This window comes from Megasphaera massiliensis (assembly GCF_036305205.1).
Taxonomy (GTDB): Bacteria; Bacillota; Negativicutes; order Veillonellales; family Megasphaeraceae; genus Megasphaera; species Megasphaera massiliensis.
Map to the genome: position 1 here is coordinate 1 of NZ_JAXIXE010000023.1, position 20,711 is coordinate 20,711.

The 20,711-nt window shown below is 53.9% G+C and carries 22 protein-coding genes, 1 CRISPR repeat array and 1 riboswitch; of the genes, 7 read left to right on the forward strand and 15 right to left on the reverse strand.

Annotation, left to right across the window (positions count from 1 at the left end):
• The 3 genes from UCI88_RS11430 to UCI88_RS04510 all read right to left on the reverse strand — a co-directional run.
• On the reverse strand, positions 1–65 hold a 65-nt coding region (locus tag UCI88_RS11430), incomplete at its 3' end, for a putative holin-like toxin (RefSeq protein WP_407944383.1).
• A gap of 278 nt (positions 66–343) precedes the next feature.
• On the reverse strand, positions 344–418 hold the full coding sequence (locus tag UCI88_RS11435) for a putative holin-like toxin (RefSeq protein WP_353736579.1): 75 nt from the start codon (positions 416–418) through the stop codon (positions 344–346).
• 208 nt (positions 419–626) lie between these two features.
• Positions 627–1,157: a nitroreductase gene (locus UCI88_RS04510; RefSeq protein WP_256180171.1), complete on the reverse strand. Its 531-nt coding sequence runs from the start codon at positions 1,155–1,157 to the stop codon at positions 627–629.
• A 179-nt stretch (positions 1,158–1,336) separates the two neighbouring features.
• On the opposite strand from UCI88_RS04510, the gene UCI88_RS04515 reads away from it, so the two are divergent.
• A complete protein-coding gene (locus UCI88_RS04515; protein WP_044503825.1) occupies positions 1,337–2,002 on the forward strand; it encodes an HD domain-containing protein in 666 nt (221 codons plus the stop codon).
• Between the two features lie 139 nt (positions 2,003–2,141).
• Here UCI88_RS04515 and UCI88_RS04520 read toward each other — a convergent pair whose 3' ends face one another.
• Positions 2,142–3,065, reverse strand: a complete 924-nt coding sequence (locus UCI88_RS04520) for a carbon-nitrogen hydrolase family protein (protein WP_256180172.1) — start codon at positions 3,063–3,065, stop codon at positions 2,142–2,144.
• A gap of 211 nt (positions 3,066–3,276) precedes the next feature.
• Here UCI88_RS04520 and pabB point away from each other — a divergent pair, with 211 nt between their 5' ends.
• Positions 3,277–5,157: an aminodeoxychorismate synthase component I gene (gene pabB / locus UCI88_RS04525; RefSeq protein ID WP_256180173.1), complete on the forward strand. Its 1,881-nt coding sequence runs from the start codon at positions 3,277–3,279 to the stop codon at positions 5,155–5,157.
• On the forward strand, positions 5,141–5,890 hold the full coding sequence (locus tag UCI88_RS04530) for an aminotransferase class IV (protein WP_256180174.1): 750 nt from the start codon (positions 5,141–5,143) through the stop codon (positions 5,888–5,890). Before pabB ends, UCI88_RS04530 begins: the two co-directional genes overlap by 17 nt.
• On the opposite strand, the gene yfcE is transcribed toward UCI88_RS04530, so the two are convergent.
• Complete coding sequence (yfcE, locus tag UCI88_RS04535; protein WP_256180175.1) at positions 5,885–6,430, reverse strand: phosphodiesterase; 546 nt, start codon at positions 6,428–6,430, stop codon at positions 5,885–5,887. The genes UCI88_RS04530 and yfcE overlap by 6 nt on opposite strands.
• A 468-nt stretch (positions 6,431–6,898) precedes the next feature.
• Between yfcE and UCI88_RS04540 the strand changes: the two genes are divergently transcribed.
• A complete protein-coding gene (locus UCI88_RS04540; RefSeq protein WP_256180176.1) occupies positions 6,899–7,699 on the forward strand; it encodes an MBL fold metallo-hydrolase in 801 nt (266 codons plus the stop codon).
• Positions 7,700–7,898: 199 nt separating this feature from the next.
• Here UCI88_RS04540 and UCI88_RS04545 read toward each other — a convergent pair whose 3' ends face one another.
• The gene (locus UCI88_RS04545) at positions 7,899–8,369 is read right to left on the reverse strand and encodes a hypothetical protein (protein ID WP_044503839.1); all 471 of its coding nucleotides are present in this window, start codon (positions 8,367–8,369) and stop codon (positions 7,899–7,901) included.
• A gap of 127 nt (positions 8,370–8,496) precedes the next feature.
• Positions 8,497–9,183 (reverse strand): TerC family protein, encoded by a 687-nt coding sequence (locus tag UCI88_RS04550; RefSeq protein WP_049917305.1) that lies wholly within the window; start codon positions 9,181–9,183, stop codon positions 8,497–8,499.
• Positions 9,184–9,490: 307 nt separating this feature from the next.
• Between UCI88_RS04550 and UCI88_RS04555 the strand changes: the two genes are divergently transcribed.
• From UCI88_RS04555 to UCI88_RS04565, 3 genes are read left to right on the forward strand one after another with little or no spacing between them, the layout of a single operon-like run.
• The gene (locus UCI88_RS04555; RefSeq protein ID WP_256180177.1) at positions 9,491–10,363 is read left to right on the forward strand and encodes an NAD(P)-dependent oxidoreductase; all 873 of its coding nucleotides are present in this window, start codon (positions 9,491–9,493) and stop codon (positions 10,361–10,363) included.
• A 44-nt stretch (positions 10,364–10,407) separates the two neighbouring features.
• Complete coding sequence (locus tag UCI88_RS04560; protein WP_256180178.1) at positions 10,408–10,839, forward strand: MerR family transcriptional regulator; 432 nt, start codon at positions 10,408–10,410, stop codon at positions 10,837–10,839.
• A 48-nt stretch (positions 10,840–10,887) separates the two neighbouring features.
• Positions 10,888–11,331, forward strand: coding sequence for a GNAT family N-acetyltransferase (locus UCI88_RS04565; protein WP_044503843.1), 444 nt, complete (start codon positions 10,888–10,890; stop codon positions 11,329–11,331).
• 196 nt (positions 11,332–11,527) lie between these two features.
• Here UCI88_RS04565 and cobM read toward each other — a convergent pair whose 3' ends face one another.
• Genes cobM through UCI88_RS04605 form a run of 8 tightly spaced genes read right to left on the reverse strand, consistent with a single transcriptional unit; the run spans position 11,528 to position 19,669 of the window.
• Positions 11,528–12,328, reverse strand: a complete 801-nt coding sequence (gene cobM, locus UCI88_RS04570; RefSeq protein WP_256180179.1) for a precorrin-4 C(11)-methyltransferase — start codon at positions 12,326–12,328, stop codon at positions 11,528–11,530.
• The gene (gene cbiD / locus UCI88_RS04575) at positions 12,325–13,461 is read right to left on the reverse strand and encodes a cobalt-precorrin-5B (C(1))-methyltransferase CbiD (RefSeq protein ID WP_256180180.1); all 1,137 of its coding nucleotides are present in this window, start codon (positions 13,459–13,461) and stop codon (positions 12,325–12,327) included. Before cbiD ends, cobM begins: the two co-directional genes overlap by 4 nt.
• 12 nt (positions 13,462–13,473) lie before the next feature.
• The gene (locus tag UCI88_RS04580; protein ID WP_256180181.1) at positions 13,474–14,268 is read right to left on the reverse strand and encodes an ABC transporter ATP-binding protein; all 795 of its coding nucleotides are present in this window, start codon (positions 14,266–14,268) and stop codon (positions 13,474–13,476) included.
• A gap of 3 nt (positions 14,269–14,271) precedes the next feature.
• Positions 14,272–15,273: a FecCD family ABC transporter permease gene (locus tag UCI88_RS04585; RefSeq protein WP_256180182.1), complete on the reverse strand. Its 1,002-nt coding sequence runs from the start codon at positions 15,271–15,273 to the stop codon at positions 14,272–14,274.
• Complete coding sequence (locus UCI88_RS04590; RefSeq protein ID WP_256180183.1) at positions 15,266–16,219, reverse strand: ABC transporter substrate-binding protein; 954 nt, start codon at positions 16,217–16,219, stop codon at positions 15,266–15,268. Before UCI88_RS04590 ends, UCI88_RS04585 begins: the two co-directional genes overlap by 8 nt.
• A 15-nt stretch (positions 16,220–16,234) precedes the next feature.
• A complete protein-coding gene (locus UCI88_RS04595; RefSeq protein ID WP_256180184.1) occupies positions 16,235–18,643 on the reverse strand; it encodes a TonB-dependent receptor domain-containing protein in 2,409 nt (802 codons plus the stop codon).
• Positions 18,640–19,053: an ExbD/TolR family protein gene (locus UCI88_RS04600; protein ID WP_256180185.1), complete on the reverse strand. Its 414-nt coding sequence runs from the start codon at positions 19,051–19,053 to the stop codon at positions 18,640–18,642. Before UCI88_RS04600 ends, UCI88_RS04595 begins: the two co-directional genes overlap by 4 nt.
• Position 19,054: 1 nt before the next feature.
• On the reverse strand, positions 19,055–19,669 hold the full coding sequence (locus UCI88_RS04605; protein ID WP_256180186.1) for a MotA/TolQ/ExbB proton channel family protein: 615 nt from the start codon (positions 19,667–19,669) through the stop codon (positions 19,055–19,057).
• Between the two features lie 127 nt (positions 19,670–19,796).
• Positions 19,797–19,975: riboswitch (cobalamin riboswitch) on the reverse strand.
• A 428-nt stretch (positions 19,976–20,403) separates the two neighbouring features.
• A CRISPR array of direct repeats spans positions 20,404–20,700; the repeat unit is 32 nt; unit sequence GTTTCAATCCACGCACCCATGAAGGGTGCGAC.
• Positions 20,701–20,711 lie beyond the last annotated feature (11 nt).

Below are 20,711 nucleotides of genomic sequence, written 5' to 3' on the forward strand. Positions count from 1 at the left end.
GAAATAACCAGCACGATCAACGTTGCAAATGCAATCATTAATGACAATGCCTCATAGACACTCATGCTGATCACCTCACTTTCGTGAGGAAAACCGAATACATCGAACTATCTCATGTATCCTAGTGTAACAAATACAGCGCATAACTTCAAGCTTTGCAGATTTCGTCAGTCTCTTGCACTTTCGCAAGGGATTTGCCTGTTCCTTCCTTTTTTCGAAGAACTATGGTAGAATAAAAACAGAGATAGTCCGATGGGCGCACATCGGCTCTCCTCTATGTTTTGTACTTTGAAGAAGGCCGTGTACCGCTTGGTATGCGGTTTTTTTCAGTTATAAATTAGATTTAATGAGCTGAAATAACCAGCACGATCAACGTTGCAAATGCAATCATTAATGACAATGCCTCATAGACACTCATGCTGATCACCTCACTTTCGTGAGGAAAACCGAATACATCGAACTATCTCATGTATTCTAGTGTAACAAAGAAAGCTTATAACTTTAAGTTTTATGGCCTGCGATCACCCGTTAGTCATAAAATCATCCCTTACAAATAGACAAAAAAGGAAAGCGAAGATAGATTTCGCTTTCCTTTTTGTATGTTAGGGATACTCGCAATGCCTTTTCTAGTCGATATGATAGACCCGATCTTCTTTCCGTGCAGCAACTTTCGGGGCTTCTCCTTTGGGATAGCCGACGATGCAGTTGCCGATGCCTTCCCATTCGTCTGCCGAGAGGCCGAGGGTGTCGAGGATTTTCTTTCCTACGGGCGTTTCCATTTGTTCTTTAGCCCGATGGATCCAGCAGCTGCCAAGTCCCAGTGAATGCGCGGCCAACATAAGGTTTTCCATGATGACGCTGCCGTCGTATTTTTGTTTCCCCATGCCGTTGTAGCCCAAGACCAGGAGGACGACGGGAGCGCCGTAGAAGGGATCGTTTCCTTCAGGCCAACCGCCGATTTCGTTGTTGACGACGGATAATTCGTGGATCAGTTCCTTATTGGTGATGACTACGATTTTTGAATTCTGCTTGCCCATGCTGGACGGAGCATGGAGACCTGCTTCCACGATCTGTTCAATGAGTTCGGCAGGAACGGCTTTGTCTTCGTACTGACGGATGCTGCGCCGTTCTAAGAGTGCTTTCATAACTTCGTTCATATATAATCCCCCTTTCAAATATACCTTTATTATACGCTTACTGACGGTGCTTCACAAAGAAAATCGATAAATAAACTTTTTTTCAAAATAAAGCGTACTTTTTATCGGATTTTTACGCAATATATACAGTCCTTTGGTATGCTAAAAGATAAGACAAGAATGAGCAAAGGAATGATTCAATGAAAAAGCTGACCTATGAAAATATCACCCATGCCAAAGAATTGAGCATCTATTTAGAACAGGGTAATAAAGTTCTCGACGCCCTGGGCTATTCTGACCATTCACAGAAACACACGGCCAAGGTCGCCGTCACGGCCGGTCGCATCTTAAAGAAGCTGGGCTACGACGAGCATACCGTCGAGCTGGCCCGAATTGCCGGCTATATGCACGACATCGGCAACAGCATCAATCGCGTCGACCACGCCCATACGGGAGCCCTCATGGCCTTTCAGTTCCTTCGCGACTGGGGCGCTCCGCCGGAAGACATTGCCGCCATCATCTCGGCCATCGGTCAGCACGATGAACGAAGCGGCGTCGCCTTTGACCCCATTTCAGCAGCTGTCATCCTGGCAGACAAGAGCGATGTTCGCCGCAACCGCGTACGCAATAAGGTTCCCGAAACCTTCGATAAACACGACCGGGTCAATTATGCCGCTCTTTCTTCCAAACTCCACATCGACCGCCACAAGAACGTCATCCGCTTGGAAATCGAGCTCGATGAATCGATATGCTCCCTCATGGATTATTTTGAAATCTTCATGCAGCGCATGCTCATGTGCAAGCGGGCTGCCGAAGTCTTAGGCCTTCAATTTAAAATGGTTGCCAACGGCAATAAAATTGCCTGAATCCCCCAGCCCTCACCGGCATGCCCCGCCTCCCTTACTGCCGGTTACGGGCGCTTATAGAAAATGCCGTTAAACGAGGATAAACTTCGTTTAACGGCGTTTTATGATGTCTAAAAACGCTTATGTTCCCCGATTTTTCTTATTCGTGGACGATGAGTTCGAGAATATCGGGACGGCTGTAATGGCCGGCAGCATCAAATTCCATGTGGCGCAGAGCGACTTGATTCATGTCGAGATCGGCATAGATGAGGGCTTCCTTGTCCCAAACAGGCTCGGTGAGATAATGACCGCAGGGATCGATGATGCAGCTGCCGCCGCGGCAGGTCGCGTCATTCAGTTTATCGACGGCGCCCTTTTCCACCAGGTCGGAGGGATACATGTCCTTGGTAAAGTACTGATCGACGTTAAAGACGTAGCAGTGACCTTCGATGGCGATGTGCTTAATCGTATCCTGCCATTCGGGATTGTCGTTGGTATTCGGCGCCAAATACAGGCTGACGCCCTTTTGATAGAGGGCCGTCCGGGCCAGGGGCATGTAATTTTCCCAGCAAATGAGGGATCCCATGGGGCCCCACGGCGTCTGGACGATAGGAAAATACGTCGACGGGATGTGAGAATCGGCCCAGATATAGCGTTCGGCACCGGTCGGCTTGATTTTCCGATGGAGGGCTTTCAAGGTGCCGTCCGGCCCGAAGATGACGTTGCTGCAGTAGAGCGAATACGTCGTTTCATCGCGCTCGGTGATGCCTAAGCTGACGTAGATGCCAAAGGCCTTAGCGGCAGCGGCAACGGACTCCAGATCACGGCTGACGACGACAGATTCTTCATAGTAGCGCTTCCAATCGGCCCGCTCGGCTTCAGAACGACTGCCGACGGTAAAGCCGAAGGTCAGGCCGTAGGGGTAGCACGGCACCAGGGATTCGGGAAAGACGATGAGCTGTGCCCCGTTCCGTCCGGCTTCTTCGATTTGTGATACGACTTTTTCCAGCGTCGCCTTTTTGTCGAATAGGACCGGCGAGGCTTGGGCAATGGCGGCCCGTAAGGTTTCCTGCAAGATTCGCATATATATCCCTCATTTCCGTTTTTTTCTTCTAGTATACTGGAAACGGCGGCTTTCGTATAGGTAGTTTTACATACGAAAAAACTTCGAAAAAGATGTAAAATTATGGTATACTAATTACAAAGGGTTTTCCCTTCACAGCTTACGGACCTTTACGGATAACGACTGTGCAGTGTTAGGCTGCTGTCGTTATCTTTTTTTATAAGGAGGTATTATGTATCTCATCATCGACAATTACGATTCATTCACCTATAATTTGGCCGACTTGGTCGCTGAGACGGGACGCGACGTCGAAGTACGGCCCTGTGATGCCATCGGACTCGGAGAAATTGCGGCGATGAAACCGGAAGGCATCATCCTGTCTCCCGGTCCCAAAGGGCCGGCCGATGCTTGGCAGTCCCTGGCCATCGTTCAGGATTTCAAAAAGACGACGCCCATCCTCGGCATTTGTCTCGGCATGGAGGTCCTGGCTTATGCTGCCGGCGCTTCTGTCATCCGCGGCAAAAAGCCGATGCACGGCAAGGTGACGGCCATTCATCACGATGGACGAGGCTTATTCAAAGGCCTTCCCAAGACCTTTTCCGTAACTCGCTACCATTCCCTGGTCGTCCAAAAAAGCAGCCTGCCTCCGGCTTATCGGATCGACGCCATAAGCGACGACGGTGCCGTCATGGCCTTATCCCATAAAAAACGGCCCCTCTTCGGCCTGCAGTTTCACCCCGAAGCCCTCTTATCGGAATACGGCAGCGACTTAATCCAAGCCTTTTGCCGCTGTGCCGAAAAAGATGCGGCTTTTCTCGATTCTTCCCTGGAAAATAAACTGGGCCAATATGCCATTATCGGTCTCGTTCCCTATCATACGGTGTCCGTCGAAAAGGGCCGCCTTCGCGTCGACGGCAAGTATCATCCGGGAACGGCCGAAGCTTATCTCAAAGCCTACTTAGCCCGGCATCACCAGAAAAATTACAGCGACTTGCCCCTGACATCGGGAGCTGTCGGCTACGTCACCTATGACTACGGCATGAAGCCTCAAGGCGTCATTTCGCGGCATGCACCGAAGGCGACCCTGGCCGAGATGAAATGGGTCTTCTACGATTTTTTCATCATCGAAGACCTGAAAGACCACAGCCTTTGGTTCATTGCCAATGGCCAAACCGAGGCGGCTCCGGAACTTTGGAAGCGGATGGAAACCCTCATCCGGCAGGGAATGGAAACCTTTACGGCGCCGTCTCTGACCGAGACCTATCCCCTTTCGATTGAACCGGACTGCACGCCTGACGAATACGCCCTGGCCCTTCGAAAGTTGATGACCTACCTCGTCTCCGGCGACGTCTACGTCACCAACTTCACCAGTACCCTGACCGTCGACAGCCCCTGCCCGCCGTACACCCTCTTTTCCCGATTGCGCCGGGACAATCCCTCGCCCTTTGGGGCGTACCTGCAATACGGCTCGTATCAGATCATCAGTTCCTCCATGGAGCGCCTTCTTCACATCGACGGGAGGCGGATTGAAACGCGGCCCATCAAAGGGACTCGCCGCAGAGGGAAGACGGCGGCCGAAGATGCCGCCCTCCGTAAAGAATTAGAGGACTCTCAAAAAGACCGGAGCGAACTCTTAATGATCGTCGACCTGGAACGAAACGACCTCCATAAAATCTGCCAGCCCGGCAGCGTCACGGTGCCGACCTTATTTTCCGTCGAAGACTACGCCTCGGTCTTCCACTTAGTCGCCAGCGTCACCGGCATTCTTCGGCCGGACCAGACTGCCGTCGATGCCCTGACGGCCCTCTTTCCCGGCGGTTCCATTACGGGGGCACCGAAGAAGCGGGCCATGGAAATCATCGACGAACTGGAAGCGAGCCGCCGCCAACTCTACACGGGAACCATCGGCTATCTCTCCCTCGACGGAAACTGTGACCTCAACATCGTCATCAGAACAGCCGTCCATCAAGGGGACACCTACTATATCGGCGTCGGCGGCGGCATTACGGCCGAATCGGACCGGGACTTTGAGTACGAAGAAATCTGGCAGAAAGCCAAGGCCTTGCTTACGGCCTTGAAAGGAGAACCTTTTTACTATGAACCTTACCTTTGATGACGGCTATCAATTCGGTCTCGGTGCCTTTGAAACCCTGTCGCTGGTAAAGGGACAGCCTATTTGGCTGGAAGCCCATGAAGCCCGCCTGCGGCGTACCCTCAACTGGTTAGGCCTTTCCCTGGCGGCTGATTGGAAAGAAAAACTGGCATCGTATCTGGCGAAGGACGGGAAGGATAACGGAGTTCTAAAAATCCTTGCTTCCGATAGCAATCTTTGCTTCACGTCCCGTCCCAATCCCTACGAAGCCATGACGTCCCGTCCGGGATTCGTACTGGCCCTGTCGGACATACGGCGCAATGAAAGTTCGCCCTTCGTTCGCCATAAGACCTTTAATTACGGCGACTCGATTTTGGCCAAACGGCAGGCGACCCAAAAGGGCATCGACGAACCGATTTTCTGCAATACGAAAGGAGAACTTGCCGAAGGAGCCGTGAGCAACCTGTTCTTCATAAAAAATGGGCAGCTCTATACGCCGCCCATCGAGGCCGGACTCTTGCCGGGAATCGTCCGCGCCTACGTCTGTTCTCGCTATGACGTCGTCGAAAGATCCATCGTGCCCGATGAAATAGCATCCTTCGACGAGTGTTTTATTACCAATTCCCTTATGGGCATCATGGCCGTCCGCCAATTCGGTGACTACGCCTTTCCCGTATCGGAAGAAACACAGACAGCTGCCCTCTTTCAACGCTATTTGCAGGATCGGCTCCGCCCCTTTCCGGGCCCCTTATAAGGTCAGTTCGTGGAAGGCCTTGCCGTACATGTCTTTCCAGGTGAAGGTCTGATTTTCCCAGACGAGATAACTGTGGGGATTGCCGTCTTTCGGGAGCGATGCCGATCCGGGATTGAGATAGTAATTATCCTGTCCAAAAGGTTCCCACACCGGCAGGTGGGTGTGCCCATGGAGGAGGATGTCCCCTTTCTGAATAGGCGGCAGGCGGTGCGTATTATAGTGGTCGCCGTGGGTCGCATAGACGACGAGGTTTCCCTGGGTCAAGATGGCATACGGGGCCATGATGGGAAATTCGAGGACCATCTGATCGACTTCGCTGTCGCAGTTGCCGCGGACGCAGAGGATGGAGTCTTTTATGTCATTGAGCATGGCAAAGACTTCTTTCGGATTATAGTCTTTCGGCAAATCATTTCGCGGTCCGTGGTAGAGGATGTCGCCAAGGAGAACGAAACGGTCGGCACCTTCCCGCTGATAAGCTTCGAGGAGACGGCGGCAGTAATAGGCCGAGCCGTGAATATCTGACGCGATGAAATATTTCATAATTATACCTCCCGGTGCCCATCTGGCACCTGATATACGCTAAAAAAATCCTAATGCAGCAAGGGGCTGCCGAAAGAGGGCCATTCCCTTGGCTGCTTTTTTATTTTCGTGTGTGTCTTTAGTATACGGATTTTTTAGGGAGACTGCAAGGCGGGATGGCTATCAGAAGATGGGTGGTTTTTGTGTTTTATATAACAGGGCTTCCGATAACTTATGATTTTATCGAAAGCCCTGTTTTGCAGGAGAGTTCCCTCCCACTCGTTCTTATAAGGTTGTAATTTGTACTTCTTTTTCGATGGCTGCGACCTTTTCCGGATCGACGACGCCGCGATGAGAAATTTCCCTCACCACGGAAATTTTTAGCCGTGCCGGCAAAGGAAGGTCCTGGCAAACAGTGTAACCATTTACACATGGGGCGAAATTTGTTATATTAATACTTGTATTTTTTGTATCAGAAGGGAGCTTGTTATGAATCTTACCATCTTAGGCACGGGCAATGCTACCGTCACCCATTGCTATAACACCTGTTTCGTTTTAGAAGAAAAGGGGCAGCACCTCCTCGTCGACGGAGGCGGCGGAAATGGGCTCTTACAGCAGCTGGAAAAGGCAAATCTTCGCTGGCAGGACATGCGGACGGTCTTCGTCACGCACAAGCACATCGATCACCTCTTGGGCATCATCTGGCTCATGCGCATGATGTGCCAGTCCTGGCGGCGCGGGACGTATGACGGTGAGGCCACGATTTACGGTCACGACGAAGTCATCGGCCTCTTGCGCTCCATGGCGACGTCCCTCCTCTCTTCGAAGGACAGCCGCTACCTTGACGACAAGCTCCATCTGATTACCGTCGAAGACGGCGACAAACACACCCTCATCGGCCATGACGTCACCTTTTTCGACATCCGTTCGACCAAGGCCAAGCAGTTCGGCTTCTCTATGGAACTTTCCGACGGCCGCCTGACCTGCTGCGGTGACGAACCCTGTCAGCCCTGGGAAGAAGACTACGTCAAAGGCAGCAAATGGCTCCTTCACGAAGCCTTCTGCCTCGACGCCGACGAAGCCATTTTCCACCCTTACGAAAAGAATCATTCTACCGTCAAAGATGCCTGCCAGCTCGCTCAGCGCCTGGACGTCAAAAACGTCATCCTCTACCATACGGAAGACAGCGACTTAGCCCACCGCAAGGAACGCTATGGAGAAGAAGGCCGAAAGTATTACGACGGCAACCTCTACATTCCCGACGACCTTACGGTCTTCACCGATTTATAAGTTTATACACGGCTAAAAAGCCCGTCGATTTTCGTCGATGGGCTTTTTTGACGCTGCGGATACAGAAATCCTGTTCGAGATGAAATGCCTCCGCTCGTCGAACAACAGGCAGGCCCTGCCGGTCGCAACCGTCTCTAAGGAGAGCCGTTACGCAAAAAAACACCAGCCCCGTAAAGAGCTGGTGTCATGATAGAGAGTCTTACTTATCGAGTTTTCCGACGGTAATTTCTTCGACGCGGTTATTTTCGACTTCGATGTCGATACCGAGGTCCGACCGGCCGGTAACGTAATAGATGTAATGATCGTCCCGAACGGCATCGGGTTCGCCGTAGATCGTTTCGACTTCGGCAATGTCCATGCCGACATGGACGCCGTCCGCCGTAGCCCAGCCATTATTGGCCGAGACTTCGATTTGATGGACGCGGTTGTATTTTAAGTCGATGGAGACAGAGTTTCCGTATTCATATTCCGTATCTTCCGTAGCCCGTTCTTTTTCCATGTGAACGTCTACTTTGGTCGGCATGCCGTACATCGAGCGGATGACCGAGCTTTCGGCATCGAAAGGAATGCCGCCGATGCGCAGGGCCGACTGCGGGACCGACGCAAAAGCCGCCGTAGCAGCTACGGTCGTCAACGCCAAGGTCAGGCCAAAGATTTTCCACATTTTCATCGCGATTACCTCACTTTATCAACGGATTGCAATTATTGAATAGTTTTATGTCATTTTAACACAGTTCGTATCATAAATCAAACGGATGGTCTTTCGCAAGCGGACCGAAGTCCTTAGCAGCCCGCCCTTAGCCTTGGGCTTTCGCCGTCACACTGCGGCTCAGGACCAAACCGACAGCGATGACGCCGACAGCCAGGAAGATCTGAATGGCCAAGGGAGCCCAGGCGCCGACGGAGGACTCGATCATGGGGCCCAGGATTTTGTCGTGGCCGATCATCGAACCTGCCGTCCAACCGAGGAGGCCGGCACCGGCGTAGAGGATGACCGGGAAGCGGTCCATGAGGCGGCCGATGATGGTACTGCCGCCGACGATGATGGGGATACTGACCAAAAAGCCGATGGCTACCAGCAAGAAGCTGCCGTGGGAGGCGCCGGCAATAGCCAGGACGTTGTCGACACCCATGGCGGCGTCAGCGATGATGATCGTCTTGATGGCCCCCATGAGGTTATCCGAGGCTTTGACGTCGTCGTGATGTTCTTCCGGAACGAGGAGCTTCACCGCAATGGGCAGCAGGATCAGGCCGCCGATGACCTGCAGATACGGAATGGTCAGCAGCCATACGGCAATGAAGGTCATGATCAGCCGAATGATGACGGCCCCGGCCGTACCGATGAGGATGGCCTTTTTGCGCAAGGCCGGCGACAGCTTATTGGCTGCCATGGCGATGACGACGGCATTGTCACCGCCGAGAAGGATGTCCAGCAGAATGATCGTTCCTAAAGCCGTAAAGAATTGCATTGAAAACAGTTCCATTATAATTTCTCTCCTACTTTCTGTGAATAAAACAAAAGAGACTTCCGCATGGTATCAGTCGAGCTGGTATCATGCGAAAGTCTCACCTATTGCAAGAGCAATGCTGCCACCAGCCGGTCAATAACGGCACGATGTTGATGGACAACTGAGGGTTACTCCCCTTCGCTATTTTATTACGAAATTAGTATAGCAGAAGGATACTCTTTTTGTCAAGATTCCCATCGGCCATAGATTGCCATCTCCCATATTTATATTAAAACTATTTATGCTATAATAAGAACATGCATACATATTGGAGGTGTTATCTATGAATACAACGACTATCGGCTTTATCGGAACGGGCGTCATGGGAACGGGCATGATCCGCAACCTGAAAAAAGCCGGCTTCCCGGTCAACATTTATACGCGCACGAAAAGCAAGGCCGACGCCCTCATCGCCGAAGGCTGTCAGTGGTTCGACTCACCGGCTGCCGTCGCTTCTGCGTCGGACGTCGTCATTTCCATCGTCGGCTATCCGAAAGACGTGGAAGAAGTCTATTTTGGCGATAAAGGCATCTTAAAGGGGAAAAAAGGCGGCACCGTCATCGACATGACGACGTCGAGCCCGTCCCTTGCTAAAGAAATTTACCACAAGGCAAAGTCCCTGGGCATCGACGCCCTCGACGCTCCCGTCTCCGGCGGTGACGTCGGCGCTAAAAACGGGACCCTGGCCATCATGGTCGGCGGCGAAGAAGCAGCCTTTGACGCCATGAATGCCGTCTTTTCGGCCATGGGCAAGACCTTGACTTACTTCGGCCCGGCCGGCAGCGGCCAGTACGCCAAGATGAGCAACCAGATCGCCATTGCGTCCAACATGATGGGCGTCTGTGAAGCCATTGCCTACGCCCAAAAGAGCGGCCTGGACCCTGAAAAAGTCATCGCCACCCTCTCGTCCGGCGCTGCCGGTTCCTGGTCCCTGGCCAATTTGGCACCGCGGATGGTAAAAGGCGATACGGCTCCCGGTTTTTACATCAAGCACTTCATTAAAGACATGCGCATCGCCCTCGAATCGGCTGCCGAAATGAACCTCGACCTGCCGGGCCTGACTCTGGCCAAGAAGCTCTACGACAAACTGGCTGCCGACGGCATGGAAGACTGCGGCACCCAAGCCCTCTTCCAGTGGTACGCAAATCAGAAATAGGCCTTTCTCATCTGAAAAGGCATGCAAAGGAGGTGACCGCTGTCATGGCGGCATCATCGAAGAAACTCTATGGTATGAAAGAAGCCTGTGAGCAGACGGGCCTTCCTTATGAAACCTTAAAATACTACTGCAATACGGGCCTCGTGCCCAACGTCAAGCGGTCGGACAATAACCGCCGCGTCTTCAACGACCACGACATCGCCTGGATCAAGAGCCTGACCTGCTTAAAAAAATGCGGCATGACCATCGAAGAAATGAAACAGTACCTGGCCTACTGCCTAGAGGGTCCCGATTCCATTCCCGTCCGCAAGATCATGCTCGATAAGAAGTTGACCCTCCTTGAGGAAAAGCTCCAAGAAGTCCGGGAATCCATCGACTACATCCATTGGAAACAGAATTTTTACGACGAAGTCACGTCGGGAAAACGGGTCTATACCAGCGATTTACTGCCCGAATACAACGACGATGACGAATAAATCATCTTCCATTAGAACCGTCCGTATTCGCCAATGAGGAGAAAAACCTTGCATATCATCGAAATCAAAGACCGAACCCCGGAATTGACGGAAAAACTGCTCTCCGTCTGGGAAAGCTCCGTCCGGGCGACCCATCTCTTTTTACCGCCCGGCGCCATCGAAGCCATTAAAGCCTTCGTCCCCCAGGCCCTGGCCGTCGTCCCCAAGCTGATCATCGCCGAAGACGACAACGGCTCTCCCTTAGGATTTTTGGGAATTGACGATAAAAAGGTCGAAATGCTCTTCGTCGCTGACGAACACCGCAGCCGCGGCATCGGCTCGGCACTTCTCGGCTACGGCATCGAACAGTACGGCGTCAACGACTTGGCCGTCAATGAACAGAATCCCTTAGCCAAGGGCTTTTACGAACACTTGGGATTCATCGTCTATAAGCGGACGGAATTCGACGAACAGGGACATGCCTACCCCCTGCTCTACATGAAGCGGTCCTAAAGACCGTCAACACCCACCACAGAAGAGACCTTCTAAGATTCACTGTGAAGCGAACCTTAGGAGGTCTTTTTTCATGGAAACGCACCGTCGATTTGCCGGCGTGCCGTGATTTCATCACTTAGGCATAAAAAAATTCCGAGCAATCTTTTTTAGGTCACTCGGAATAGAGACATCTGATGTTGGAGGACCCTTTCCCTCACTTTGAAGGGTCCTTTTTAAAATGGTCGCTGTACTGCTGGGTGTCCGGCTCAGCCTGACGGCAGGCATGGGTAAAGGCCGGATGGTACAAGAAACTCCGGTCGTACGTATCGCCGAGGACCTTGCCGACAACGATGAGGGCCGTCTTCGAAACGCCGTACTGCTGCGCCGTTTCAGCAAGGGTCGCCACCGTGCAGGGATAGACTTTTTCATCGGGCCAGGACGCCTTGTAGACGATGGCTGCCGGCGTGTCGCCGTCGTAACCGCCATGGATGAGCTCTTTTTGCAGGCCTTCTAACAGCGAGGCGCTGAGAAAGATGACCATCGTCGCCTGATGGGCGGCGTAGTCGGCGATTTTCTGCTTGTCCGGAACGGGGGTCCGCCCTTCCATGCGGGTAATGATGACCGATTGGCTGATGCCGGGCAAGGTGTATTCGGCCTTCAGGGCCGCCGCGGCGCCACAGAACGAACTGACGCCGGGGACGACGTCGAAGGCGATGTTTTTTTCAGCGAGGATGTCCATCTGTTCGCGAATGGCCCCGTAGACCGACGGATCTCCCGTATGCAGACGGACCGTCATCCAGCCCAGTTTTTCCGCCGTTTCCATAGCAGCTATGACGTCTTCTAAGGTCATGGCCGCACTGTCTAAGATGACGCAGTCTTTTTTGGCATAGGTCAGTAATTCCGGATTGACCAGGGATCCGGCGTAAATGATTTGATCGGCCTGTTCCAGTAAGGTCTTACCGCGGACCGTAATGAGGTCGACCGCACCGGGACCGGCACCGACAAAATGTATCATCGAACTTCCCCTTTCTGATGGACGGCCAATAAGTCCTTGGCCTGTGATGTATACCCGAGGACGCCGTAGACGTTGGAAAAAATAACGGCCCCGGTACGGATGGCACCGTGGGTGCGGGCCTCCAGATAGTGATCGATTTTTTGGCAGACAGCTTCCATGACCGGCGTCAAAAGATTCGCTTCAGAGAGAATCCGGACGGCTTCATCCGTAGTCAGGCTGTCGTAAATGGTTTTGGCAAGGTCGCGGGAGGCGCCGGCAAAGACGGCTTCTAAGGAAAGGAGCGTCGTCCGGCCGTCGGCATAGCGGGAATGGGTATTCATAATGCCTTGAGCGACTTTAACCAATTTCCCGATATGGCCGATGAGGAGGACGTCGGAAAAATCTTTATAAACGGCATAATCCAGCATTTCGCCGACGTAGTTGCTGATGGTGACTCGCTGGCTGACGTCGAGGCCGAGTTCATCGCGGCTGAAATCGACGCCGTAGTTGCCAAAAAAGGCCAGGAGATGGGTCTTTCCGGCGGCTCTTCGCGAATCCATTTCGGTGTGAATGGTGTCGACCAGGGCCTGTTCGCTCATGGGATCGACGATGCCTGACGTCCCTAAAATGGACAGGCCGCCGACGATGCCGAGACGGGGATTAAAGGTCTTTTGCGCCAAAATTTCCCCGCCGGGAATGGAGAGCGTCAGCTTGAGGCCGCCCGTGTAACCGCATTCTTTGGCAGCATCCGAAAGGGCCTCTTCAATCATGCGCCGCGGCACGGGATTGATGGCCCAATCGCCGACGGCACAGGCCAGGCCCGGTTTTGTCACGCGGCCAATGCCGGGACCGCCGGCAATGACCATAGGGCCGTCCGTCTTTTCGACCGTGGCATAGACCAAGATGCCATCGGTAATATCGGGATCGTCGCCGCTTTCCTTGCGAATGGCGCAGGTCGCCGACGCCGGGCCGAAGGAAATGTCTCCGGGCTGCAGGTGGAGAACCTCCCCTTTCGGCGTCGTAAGGGATACGGCATCGACGCGCTTTCCCGTAAGGACCATGACGGCGGCCGCCTTAGCTGCTGCTGCCGCACAGGATCCCGTCGTATAGCCGCAGCGAAGCTTCTTTCCGTCTTTTATCGTAAATAAATCCATGCCTGTCTCCTTTCAAGCCTCGCCGTCGGGCAGGGCGTCTCTGGGCACGATGAAGGGCCGGCCGTCTTTCGTCCGGACGACTTCGGCGTCGATGGCAAAGACCCGGCGCAGCCTGTCCGGTGTCAAGACGTCTTGCGGGGCCCCGGTCGAAACGATGGCCCCCTCTTTCATCATAAGCACTTCATCGGCATATTGGTAAGCCTGGTTCATATCGTGAAGGACGATGATCACCGTTCGCCCCCATGTTTCGTTAATCTCACGAAGGAGAGATAGAATCCGCAATTGATGGCGGACGTCGAGATAGGTCGTCGGCTCGTCGAGGAGGAGAATGGACGCATCCTGAGCCAATAAGACGGCCAGCCAGGCCCGCTGCTGCTCGCCGCCGGAAAGGTGCTGCATGGCCCTTTTTTCATAGCCCCGAAGACCGACGGCGTCGATGGCACGATGAATGGCTGCCTGATCGTCCTTCGTCAGCGGCGACAAGAGCTTTCGATAAGGAAAACGCCCCATAGCCACTAAGTCGGCGACGGGCACGTCTTGAGGAAGGTCGTGAGACTGGGTCAAGAAGGCGATTTCCCGCGACAAGGCTTTACGCGAAAAGGAACGGACGTCGCGGCCGGAAATTTCGATAGCACCGCCGGAAATAGGGATCATGCAGTTTATGGCTTTGAGGAAGGTACTCTTGCCACAGCCATTGGGGCCTACGATGGCCGTGATCTTGCCCTTCGGAAGGGACGCCGTCATATCGTGAAGGATGGTCTTGCCGCCCCGTTCGACGACGAGATGTTTGATGGTAATGGCATCCACGGCTCACACTTCCTTTCGCAGGAGAAATAAGAAAAAGGGCGCTCCCAAGGAGGCGATGATGATGCCCACGGGAAGTTCCGCCGGTGCCAAGAGAAGCCGGGCTGCCGTATCGCTCAAGGTCACCGTCGCCGCCCCGAAAAGGGCCGCGCCGGGAATGATATAGCGGTAATCCGTGCCGATTAAAAGGCGTACCATGTGCGGCACGATGAGTCCGACGAAGCCTAAGAGGCCGGCGACACTGACGGCACTGGCTGCGAGAAGGGCTGCAATGGCCGTAAGGCCCAGACGGGCTCGTTCGACGTTGAGGCCCAGGCTGCGGGCCATGTCGTCACCGAGTTGGAGAAGATTGAGGTAGTACGCCCCGATAAAGGCCAAGACGAAGCCGGCAGCAGCATAGGGCGTAATGACGGACACGTCTTTCCAGCTGCTGGCCGCCAAGCCCCCGACCATCCACAATAAGGCGCCGTGGACGCGGTCGCTGTAAAAGACGAGGATTCCTGAAATGATGGCTCCCAGGAAGGCCGAGACGGCGACGCCGGCCAAGATGATGCGCACGACCTTGATGCCGTCCTTCCAAGCCAAGAGGTAGATAGCTCCGGCGGCGGCCATGGCGCCGACAAAGGAGACGGGCGTCATCAAAAAGGCGTACGACGGGACGACGATGAGGACGATGAGGCCGAAGAGACCGGCACCGGACGAGATACCGATGATATGGGGATCGGCCAGGGGATTTCGCATGACGGCCTGCAAAATGGCTCCCGACAGGGCCAAATTAGCCCCGACCAAAGCCCCCGTAAGGGTCCTCGGCAGACGGATGTTCCAGATGATTTGGTCCGTCGTTCCCCCGCCGGGCTGCCATAAACTTCGGACGACGTCCGACGCCGTAATGGCCGCCGCCCCCTGCATGACCGACAGGAAGATGCCGGCCGCCGCCAAGACGGCGAAGACGAGGAGCATGAGCCAGCGCCAACCCGTTCGTTCCCGGCGCTGAAACCATCTATTCATGAGGAACCACTCCCGGATAGACTAAGTTTGCCATATACCCTACAGCCTTGGGGTAGTCGAGGCCGGGGTTGAGGAGGAAATACCGTTCGGGCAGGATATAGAAACGCCCCGATTGGACGGCTCTCAAGGAAGCCCAAGCCGGATTGCTTTCGATGTCGCCTTTGATGCGCTTTTCGATCTTGTCCGACGATCCCATAGAAGTCAGGAAAATGACGTCGGGATTGGCTTCGACAAGGCTTTCCATGCTGTAAGGAATGCGGTTATTTTCGCTTCCTGCCGGTGCCGCAGCGATGTTCTGCAAGTGAAGCAGGTCGGCAATGCCGCCGGCAATGCTGGTCGGAAGTTCCAGCGACACGGCACTGGGCGTGGCATGAATGATGGCAATGCGCAGGCCCTGTTTGGGCACAGCATCGGTGATGGCTTTAATTTCTGTATCGAGCTTTTCATCGACGGCTTTGGCCTGCTCTTCTTTGCCGTAGACCCGGCCCATGACGTCCAGATTGTGTTTGACGTCGTCATAAGTCTTGGTGCGCAGCAAGATGACGGGAATGCCGCTGTCTTCGAGCTGGGCCGCCAATTTTTCATGGTGGTCCGTACTGCCGATGACGACGTCGGGCTCAAGGGCCGTCACTTTTTCCAGGCTGACGCTGTAGACCGGGCCCACGTCGGGCACGTCTTTATACTTTTCCGGAAGGGCTGCGTCTTCCGACTTGATGGCGGCCCTTCCGACGAGACTGCCGTCGAGGGCATCGGCAAAGTTTAGGAGCGACGTCGACAAGACGACGACGCGCTGCGGTTTCTGCGGCAAGGTAACGGATTTGCCCCGGTCATCGGTGATGACGGCATAATTTTCCCCGGATGCCTTTTCTTGAGACGTCCCTTGGGGACCGCAGCCGGCCAGCAGGAACAGACAAAGGACGAGCAGACATAAGCCAAATTTTTTCACAGTAAAAGCCCCCTCCTAGAATTTCTGACGGATCCCGACCTGCCAGTTTCTCCCGGCAGCCGGATAGTTATGGTATAAGTCGTAGCCGGCGTTGTTGATGTTGGCCGCCTTCACGTAAATCGTCGTGTTTTCGTCGGGCGAATAGGATGCGCTGCCGTTCCAGACGACGTAAGAATTGTTGCTGTAATACGTGTCGTTGCGCCCCGTTCCGGCCGTCACGTCGACGTTGGCCTGCCATTTTCCCTGATGGTAATGGAGACCGGCGCGGTAGCCGTTAGGCTGATTGTACGTTTCATCAAAGCCTAAGCCGTCTCCCGTATCGACTTTGGTGTGGATGTAGGAATAGCCCAATTCATAATCCCACTTGTCGTTGATGGTCTGCTTGAGGGACAGTTCAAAGCCCCGTTTATCTTCTTCATTGAGGTTTTCCGGTTCCCGCGGCGTGACGGCCCGGTTCCAGCGAATGACGTTCGCTAAATCGCTGTGGAAGACGCTGCCTTCGAGAAGGGTCTTGGGCCCCATGCGATACTGGAATCCCAGGGTCTGAGTGTACCCCGTTTCGGGCTGCAAATCCTCATTGCCCATGGCCGTAATCTTGCCGCGGGACGTCGTCACATAGAACTGATCGTTCAGGCGCGGCGGCGAAAAGACGCGGCTCCACGACGCATAGACGTTGAAGTCGTCATTGGCCTTATAATTGACGGCCAACCGCGGCGTCTGGTGGACACCGTACGTGCTGTTGTCATCGAGGCGCAGGCCCGGCGTGACCGTCAACTTCCCGAAAGTCATGGCGTCTTCGGCGTAAAAGGCCAGGTTGTGGCGTTTCTTGTCGATGTAATTGGCCTCGTAATTGGTGCCCATGTCTTCCGTCCATTCGGCGCCGGCCGTGACGTGATGAGCGCCGAGGTGCCAGTTGTTCTGCCATTCAAAGCCCTGAGTACGGGTAAAATAGTGGTTGGTCCAATAGGTCCGCTGGTAGTCGTTGAAGTAGCGCAGGAAACCGGGCTGAGCCTCATTTTTCTTAAAATTATAGGTAAGGCTGTAATTATTGATGAGCCGTTCGATGGGCTTATTGGCACTGAGGTACCATCCCGAAAGGCGTTCTTTTTGAAGGGCTTTCGGCAGCGACGACGAATAAGAAGCAAGGAAGGTCGAACCGTGGCCGTGATAATCCTGATGGTAAGCCTTAAAGGTCAACGACGTGTCGTCGGTCAGGTCCTGATCGAGGCGCAGGGACAAGGACTCTTTGGCAATGTCGCCGCGGGATTTATCGGCATTGAGGCCGCCGGGAAAGGCGTAATACTTTCGCCGCTCCATGTCGCCGCTGATGAGCCAGCTTGTCTTGCCCGAACGGCCGCTGTTGGTCAGGGTGTAGCCGTGCATGCCCCACGATCCGGTGTAGGCATCGAGAGACGACTCGTTGCGGTCGCCCTTTTTGGTGACGATATTGATGACGCCGCCCACGGCCCCGCTGCCGTAGCGGACGGAACCGCTGCCCTTGGTGACTTCAATGCGCTCAATAGCACCGACACCGGGGAGGTTTGCCAAATCGACACTCCCCCGCCCGTAGCCCGATCCCTGGGCATTGGCCAGACTCTGACCGTCGACGAGGATCAAGACCCGGTCGTCGCCGTTTAATTTGACGTAGGACGAAATGCCCGGCACCATCTCATTGACGGTAACGCCCGTGACCCGCTGAAGGGCCTGCTGGACCGACGTATCGCGGTGTTCGTCCATCTCCTTGGCGGTAATAATGGTCGTATTTGATTGATTGGCCTCAACGGGAGGTATGGAGGGCTCTTTAGGGGCAGCTTCACGGGCTTCCGATAACTTGCTAGGGAGTAAGGCCTTGACACGATCAAGAAGGTCAGCCATTCCCTGGGGAACATGAAGATTTCCTGACGGCGCCAAAGGATCCCTCGTCCCGTGACCGGCCGCCCGCCTTCCCGAAGGCCCGGTCTTACCATGATGGTGACGAGGTCCTGACGTTTTTCCCTCAGGAGACGAAACGGGCTGACCGGAAATTCTCGGCGCTTCTGCCTTTCCTTTTTCGTCGGAAGATCCCCGTCGCGATTCATCGTTGGCGGCGGCATACGTAAGGGCGTCCGGCGTCAGGGACGTCGCGTCGGCAGTTGGCGTTCCTTCTTCGTTCGGAGCCTTATCCGACGTCGAGGATACGACTTCTTGTTCATCGTAATCGCCGCCCCCGTCACGACTGACAGGGTCCATCCCATCGGCATCGTTCCCGCCGGCACCGGCCATATCTCCGGCATTATAAATCATGACGTCGGTTACATTGGGCTGACGCGAATAGTGCTGAAGGACCGTAAAGAAACCGCCGGCAGCCAGGCCGACATAGACGGCGGCGTGGAGGGAGACGGAAAATCCGGCAGCAATACGCCCCTTCTTCTTCCCCCACCTCACGGCTGAGCCCCACTGTCGGCGACGAGGCCGATGCGGTTCACACCGACATTCTTAAAGGCATCCAACACGGCCATGACACGGCCGTAATCGACGTCTTGGTCGGCATAGAGGATGACGCTGAAAGCCTTGTCTTCCCCTTGCCGAGCCCGGGCCGAAGCCATGAGTGCCTCGCGATCGACGGCCTTGCCGTTAAGCCACAGGGTACCGTCTTTTTTCAAGGTGACGGCATACTGGGATGACGGCGCGTCTTTTGCCTCGGCTGCCACGGGCAACTGGACGCCTAAACTGTGCATGTCCACCATGGATAAGGACGACATCATGAAGAAGACCAAGAGGAAAAACATGATATCGATCATGGGAATGATCATGATGGAAGGCTTTTCAAAATCCCGTAATTGACGTAGCCGCATCTCACTGCCCTACTTTCTGGTCCATCGTTTCCATCGCCGAAAAACACAGCTCCATATCGGTAATGATCCGGTCGAGGCGCTGGGTAAAATAAGAATGAATGATCAAGGCCAAAACAGCGACGCAAAGGCCAAACGCCGTGGCAATAAGGGCTTCGCCGATACCGCCCGTAATGGCGATAGCCTGTCCGGACTGGACGTTAAAAACACTAAAGGCGCGGATCATGCCGCTAATCGTCCCGAGAAGACCCAAGAGGGGCGCCAAGGTGACGATGACGCTCAAATAATAGAGGTGACTTCGAAGACGGGACACGAAGATCCCCGACTGCATTTCGACAAAGGCTTTCCATTCAGTCCCTCCCTGACCGTCAAAAACTTCGGTCAACATGAGGGGCAGCCCGCCGGAACTGTCGGCTGCAAGGGAGCGCGCCGCTTCCGTCTTATGGACTTTCATATAGGTATAAAAACGATTGGCAAAAGCATTGCCGGCATCCATCTGGGTAAAAAACATGGCCCTCTCAATGCCAATATACACCGCAAAGAGCGAACAGGCCAATAACAGATACATGACCGGGCCGCCTTGCTGAAACAACTGAAAACCATTGATCATCGCTTCCATGGTACGAATGAACCCCTTTCCTGTAAGGACCTGCAAGATAAGGGCTGCAAAGATAAAAGGACCGTCGTATAGACGACAGTCCCCGAATATGCTCCGTACAATCTCCTTCCCATCGCTCGCAGGTCTATCGGTGATTATCCGTCAGGCAGTTCTTCTGGCTTGGTTTCATGGCCAAAGCTGCGCCTTCCCATACAAAACGTACAGTGACATTCATGCAGCCTGGCTCCACCTCACAGCGGCGGGACCGCGCCGGCATTGAACCGGCTTCTCTATTAAGTCTGAGACACCTGACCTATTCATTATATTATATCGTTTTTACTATAGCATGACAAATAGAAGACTGTCAACGAAGGGCCTCATGAGAAGAAAAGTTGAAAAAGGGCAGAAAAACATTGTCATAAGCAAGCCTTAACACATGTACTCATCAGGAGTGCGATGCAAACAGGTAGACATTTTCATCTATATAGTCGAGTTTTTTCAATCCACGCACTCCGAAGAGTACGACAAGATCCAGTCAATGAAATTACGATGACCCGGACGTTTCAATCCACGCACTCCAAAGAGTGCGACGATTTTTTCACATCCAACCCCACCAATCAAATCGTTTCAATCCACGCACCCCTGAGGGTGCGACTTTGGGCCGGCATCATCGCCTGGCTGTTGTATTGAGTTTCAATCCACGCACCCCTGAGGGTGCGACGCTAACTTTGTTGCTCTCATGATTAATTCTGAGCGTTTCAATCCACGCACCCATGAAGGGTGCGACTGAAATTTATAATTTTGAAACAAATCTGCTCGTTGTTTCAATCCACGCACCCATGAAGGGTGCGACAATCGATTTGCCATCGACAACCATGATAGACTTCCGTTTCAATCCACGCACCCATGAAGGGTGCGACAATCCTTGGTAAGCGGCTGGTCAAGTCGTGGGTCGTTTCAATCCACGCACCCATGAAGGGTGCGACTTACTAGCCCATTTTTCATTTTTACCCACTGTCTGTTTCAATCCACGCACCCATGAAGTGCGTGGATTGAAACAGAC

Excerpts from the sequence above, each read along its gene's own strand:
- UCI88_RS04515 (WP_044503825.1), top strand. The coding sequence starts at position 1,337 with ATGAAAAAGCTGACCTATGAAAATATCACCCATGCCAAAGAATTGAGC.
- pabB (WP_256180173.1), top strand. The coding sequence starts at position 3,277 with ATGTATCTCATCATCGACAATTACGATTCATTCACCTATAATTTGGCC.
- UCI88_RS04520 (WP_256180172.1), bottom strand. The coding sequence starts at position 3,065 with ATGCGAATCTTGCAGGAAACCTTACGGGCCGCCATTGCCCAAGCCTCG.
- UCI88_RS04605 (WP_256180186.1), bottom strand. The coding sequence starts at position 19,669 with ATGGAAGCGATGATCAATGGTTTTCAGTTGTTTCAGCAAGGCGGCCCG.
- cobM (WP_256180179.1), bottom strand. The coding sequence starts at position 12,328 with ATGATACATTTTGTCGGTGCCGGTCCCGGTGCGGTCGACCTCATTACG.
- cbiD (WP_256180180.1), bottom strand. The coding sequence starts at position 13,461 with ATGGATTTATTTACGATAAAAGACGGAAAGAAGCTTCGCTGCGGCTAT.
- UCI88_RS04530 (WP_256180174.1), top strand. The coding sequence starts at position 5,141 with ATGAACCTTACCTTTGATGACGGCTATCAATTCGGTCTCGGTGCCTTT.
- UCI88_RS04540 (WP_256180176.1), top strand. The coding sequence starts at position 6,899 with ATGAATCTTACCATCTTAGGCACGGGCAATGCTACCGTCACCCATTGC.
- UCI88_RS04545 (WP_044503839.1), bottom strand. The coding sequence starts at position 8,369 with ATGAAAATGTGGAAAATCTTTGGCCTGACCTTGGCGTTGACGACCGTA.
- UCI88_RS04600 (WP_256180185.1), bottom strand. The coding sequence starts at position 19,053 with ATGCGGCTACGTCAATTACGGGATTTTGAAAAGCCTTCCATCATGATC.
- UCI88_RS04510 (WP_256180171.1), bottom strand. The coding sequence starts at position 1,157 with ATGAACGAAGTTATGAAAGCACTCTTAGAACGGCGCAGCATCCGTCAG.
- UCI88_RS04585 (WP_256180182.1), bottom strand. The coding sequence starts at position 15,273 with ATGAATAGATGGTTTCAGCGCCGGGAACGAACGGGTTGGCGCTGGCTC.
- yfcE (WP_256180175.1), bottom strand. The coding sequence starts at position 6,430 with ATGAAATATTTCATCGCGTCAGATATTCACGGCTCGGCCTATTACTGC.
- UCI88_RS04550 (WP_049917305.1), bottom strand. The coding sequence starts at position 9,183 with ATGGAACTGTTTTCAATGCAATTCTTTACGGCTTTAGGAACGATCATT.
- UCI88_RS04560 (WP_256180178.1), top strand. The coding sequence starts at position 10,408 with ATGGCGGCATCATCGAAGAAACTCTATGGTATGAAAGAAGCCTGTGAG.
- UCI88_RS04555 (WP_256180177.1), top strand. The coding sequence starts at position 9,491 with ATGAATACAACGACTATCGGCTTTATCGGAACGGGCGTCATGGGAACG.